Consider the following 3,710-nt stretch of genomic DNA (forward strand, 5'->3'; position numbering starts at 1 on the left):
ACACTCCCTGATAGTGGACAGGACCATCATCATCATCTTCTCCTTCCAGCTCTCCCAGACCCCCACCACAGGAGAGAAGAAGGAGAGGCATGAAGGCGAGGGGAAGAAGCCTTTTCATTCTACTTACCCCCTCAGTTGTTGGGTGCACCGCTTTGTATCCACTGGAGTATGGTCTGGTACTCGGTGGAGTTTTTTGAAAAGACCTGCCCTCCTCCGTGGGAGATAGTGGGGGGGAGAGTGTTGGTTGCCTTCAGGAGGAGCAGGGACTGGGGAGGATTGGATGTGTTTATAAAGGATGTATAGCCGGGCGTGACAGGAGTTGTGTTCATAAGGTTGGTGTATGTCGTGCTTGCATCCGCACCTACTCTGAAATTACCGTTGCTTCCATGGCAATCTGCACACTTTCCTTTCAGTATCGGATACACGTCTTTGGCGAAGCTCACGGTTGTTGAACCTCCTCCACCCATGTTTCCCCCTCCTGTATTACCGCCACCCATATTTCCACCGCCCTGTGAGGAGCATTTATACCCTTCTTCGCCTTCATACCCTTCATTCTGTTCGTCTTCCCACTTTCCATTTCCATTGCAGTCGTGGTATTCGGGATGCCCGTTGTGGTCGCTGTCCTCAACGTGGTCAGGGATGCCGTCTCCGTTCTCATCCTCAAAGCCCTCGGGTATACCGTTGCGGTCCCAGTCCTCAAGAGAGTCGGGATGCCCGTTTCCGTTCTTGTCCTCCATACAGTCGGGCTTTCCGTTCCTATCGTGGTCCTCCATCATGTCCGGAGTCCCGTTATTGTTCCTGTCATAGGTGCCTGCATTGTTTGGGTCTGTGGGATCGGGTATGTTTGCACTGGCAATCTGGACGTTGCCGGGGTTGTCAACAGAGACCTCAACGCTGTCGGGAATTCCATCGTTGTTGGTATCCTTTGCGATCGCACTTATGTAAACATCCCCGGAGAACTTCAGAGCCTTTCCATTGTTGTAAATGAAGACGGCTATGGGCTTATAGTTTGAGTCAAAGAGAGCAAAGGCGTAGGCATAGGCTTTGTTGAGCTTAAGGCTGAAGTTACAGGATGGATCGATGGAAGACCCTGCGGCGTTCACTCTGCCGCTCTGATCAACGGTAACAGCCACAACGTAGGCGGGTATTTCACGGTTTACCGATACACTGCAGGCTTGGGCGCTGAAGCCCGTGGCGGTCTGGCTTGTGAGCTGTCCGCTCACGTTCACGAACTGGGCACCGAGGTTATTACCTCCACCTCCGTGCTCCGTGGTCTCATTATCTGTCCCGGAGCTACCTCCCCCACAGGAAAAGAGAAGTCCTGTGCTCAGGACCGCAAGCATCAAAGCCTTCTTCTTCATGGCCATCACCTCCTTTCTTTCTCTACCCTTTTATAGCAATAATCGTGCCAAAATAGCAAGTGATTGATAAACGGGAATTTTTGTAACCAAAAGATGTTCGGTATGTATCGGTTTAGAACAGCTTTACCTCATGTGGTATCTCTTCATCATTCTGTAGATCTCAGCTCTCGTCTTTCCCGAGAGCCTTGAAGCCTTTGATATATTACCCTCCGCCACCTCAAGGAGTCTTTCAAGGTACCGCCTCTCAAACTCCTCCCTAGCAACGTGGTAGGGCTTTATACCGCTGTATGAATCTGATACAGATGTATCGTTGTCCTCCTCAAGGTATATCCTCTCTATCGTCTTGGGTCCGCTCAGTATAAAGCTCCGCTCTATCGTGTTCTCAAGCTCCCTGACGTTACCCTTCCAGTCATAACTCAGTAGCTCCCTCTTAGCCCTCTCCGACAGGACCTTCGCCTCAACTCCGTACTTCTCCGCTGTTCTCTTTATGAAGTAGTAAGCCAGGGGGAGGATGTCCTCCTTCCTCTCCCTGAGAGGGGGGATGTGTATGTGTATCACGTTGATGCGATAGAAGAGGTCCTCCCTGAACCTTCCCTCCTGAACGAGCTTTTTAAGGTTTCTGTTGGTGGCACAGATCATCCTAACGTCAACCTTCTTTGGCTTTGTGTCTCCTATGGGTTTTATCTCCTTCTCCTGAATCAACCTGAGCACCTTCACCTGAAGCTGTAAGGGAAGGTCTCCTATCTCGTCAAGGAAGAGAGTCCCTCCCTGCGCCTCCTCAACTATGCCCCTCTTATCGGTGTAGGCTCCCGAAAAGCTTCCCTTTCTGTAGCCGAAGAGCTCAGCTTCAAGGAGGTTCTCGGGTATGGCGGAGCAGTTCACGGGGACAAAGGGTCCTTCCCTCCTCCTGCTGTTCCTGTGGATGAACTTTGCAAGTACCTCTTTCCCGGTTCCGCTCTCTCCGGTTATAAGAACGGTCGTATCAAAGGGAGCCACCTTGCGGGCTGTTTCTACAACCCTCCGCATAGCGGAGCTCTCCGCAACTATGTCCATCCCGAGGAGTTCCTTGAGCCTCTTTACTCTGTCTTTTAGCTCCTTTATCTCCAGTGCCTTTGCAAGAATGTTCAGAAGCTCATCAAAGTTTATGGGCTTGGTTACGTAGTGAAAGGCACCTCTCTTTATGCTCTCCACGGCTTCCTCTACACCGCCGAAGGCGGTCATTATGATAACGGGCTTATCGGGATATAGCCCGTGAACCTCCTCCATCAACTCCAGACCCAGAATCTGGGGCATCCTCTGGTCTATAAGTAGGACGTCCGCCTCCTTTGCGAGCCTGAGGGCTTCTTCAGGGGACTGGGTTGTAACTACATCGTCGTAGCGTCCCTTTAACCCCCTTTCTATGAGCTTTAAAACCTGCGGGTCGTCGTCAACTACGAGCACCCTCGCCATCTTACCTCTATTTTAGAGCCTTCCCGCTTTACCTTCATCCCGAGAGAGGAAAGCACACAGAGGAAGAACTCAAGGTAGAACCTCTCTATCTCGCTCCGCAGATTTAGCTCTCCCTCAAGAGAGAAGCCATCCTTGGAACAGCTCAGGCTGTAGTTTCTCCCGAGGACGTCTTTTAGAGAGTAAAGAGCTTCCGTCAGGAGCGAGCTGTCGGTCTTTATGAGCGTGTCCTCTTCAAGGGCAGTACCCAGCACCTCTCCTACAAGAAGGCACGGGTTTGTCTCCTCCTCCCTGAAGGGATGCTCACCCCGGGCAAGCCTGCTCAGGATCATAACCCTGCGGAGCACTCTTTCAAGGGAATGGAGGTTTTCACGGGCAATTGAGAGGAGCTCATCCTCTTCAGATACGAGCTCAAGGGATGACTTTATCTTGAAGAGCAGGGAGAATACATCGTGTTTCAGCCTGTGAATGGGGTAATTACATCTATCCACGGGTTCTCTCCTATAATTATAACAATGGAGGTTCTTGAGCTCTGGAAGAGAAATCTTGCGAGAACCAAGAGCCAGAGAACCACAGAAGCTTACATCAGGCACATATCCTCCTTCCTTCAGGCTGTTGATGTCAGGGATGAAAACTCAATCCTTAACCTCTCCTCGGTTCAGATATTCAAGTATGTGGACAGCTCCGAGCTTGCTCCCACTTCCCTGCTGGCAAACCTATCAGCGCTGAAGCACTTCTTCAAGTTCCTCCTCAGGAGGGAGTACATAGACAGGGAGAAGTACACCGACATTGAGCAGGCTATAGAGGAGATAAGGGAGGAGCTCAACGCGAGGAAGACCCCCTCCTACCCCAAGGCTCTCACCAAAGAAGAGGTTGAGAAGATATTCAGCAGGGTGAGGGGAA

At 51.2% G+C, this 3,710-nt stretch carries 4 protein-coding genes; 1 reads left to right on the forward strand and 3 read right to left on the reverse strand.

Annotated features, from left to right (window positions below; all coding sequences use genetic code 11):
• Nucleotides 1-131: 131 nt before the first annotated feature.
• From AC1HCM_RS08285 to AC1HCM_RS08295, 3 genes are all read right to left on the reverse strand, one after another.
• On the reverse strand, nt 132-1,361 hold the full coding sequence (locus AC1HCM_RS08285; RefSeq protein ID WP_479461298.1) for a hypothetical protein: 1,230 nt from the start codon (nt 1,359-1,361) through the stop codon (nt 132-134).
• Nucleotides 1,362-1,484: 123 nt separating this feature from the next.
• A complete protein-coding gene (locus AC1HCM_RS08290) occupies nt 1,485-2,810 on the reverse strand; it encodes a sigma-54-dependent transcriptional regulator (RefSeq protein WP_479461299.1) in 1,326 nt (441 codons plus the stop codon).
• Nucleotides 2,792-3,298, reverse strand: coding sequence for a hypothetical protein (locus AC1HCM_RS08295; RefSeq protein WP_479461300.1), 507 nt, complete (start codon nt 3,296-3,298; stop codon nt 2,792-2,794). Before AC1HCM_RS08295 ends, AC1HCM_RS08290 begins: the two co-directional genes overlap by 19 nt.
• A gap of 24 nt (nt 3,299-3,322) precedes the next feature.
• Here AC1HCM_RS08295 and AC1HCM_RS08300 point away from each other — a divergent pair.
• The coding region (locus AC1HCM_RS08300) for a site-specific integrase (RefSeq protein WP_479461301.1) at nt 3,323-3,710 on the forward strand (388 nt) is incomplete at its 3' end.

The organism is Hydrogenivirga sp. (genome assembly GCF_056450045.1).

Excerpts from the sequence above, each read along its gene's own strand:
- AC1HCM_RS08285 (WP_479461298.1), bottom strand. The coding sequence starts at position 1,361 with ATGAAGAAGAAGGCTTTGATGCTTGCGGTCCTGAGCACAGGACTTCTC.
- AC1HCM_RS08290 (WP_479461299.1), bottom strand. The coding sequence starts at position 2,810 with ATGGCGAGGGTGCTCGTAGTTGACGACGACCCGCAGGTTTTAAAGCTC.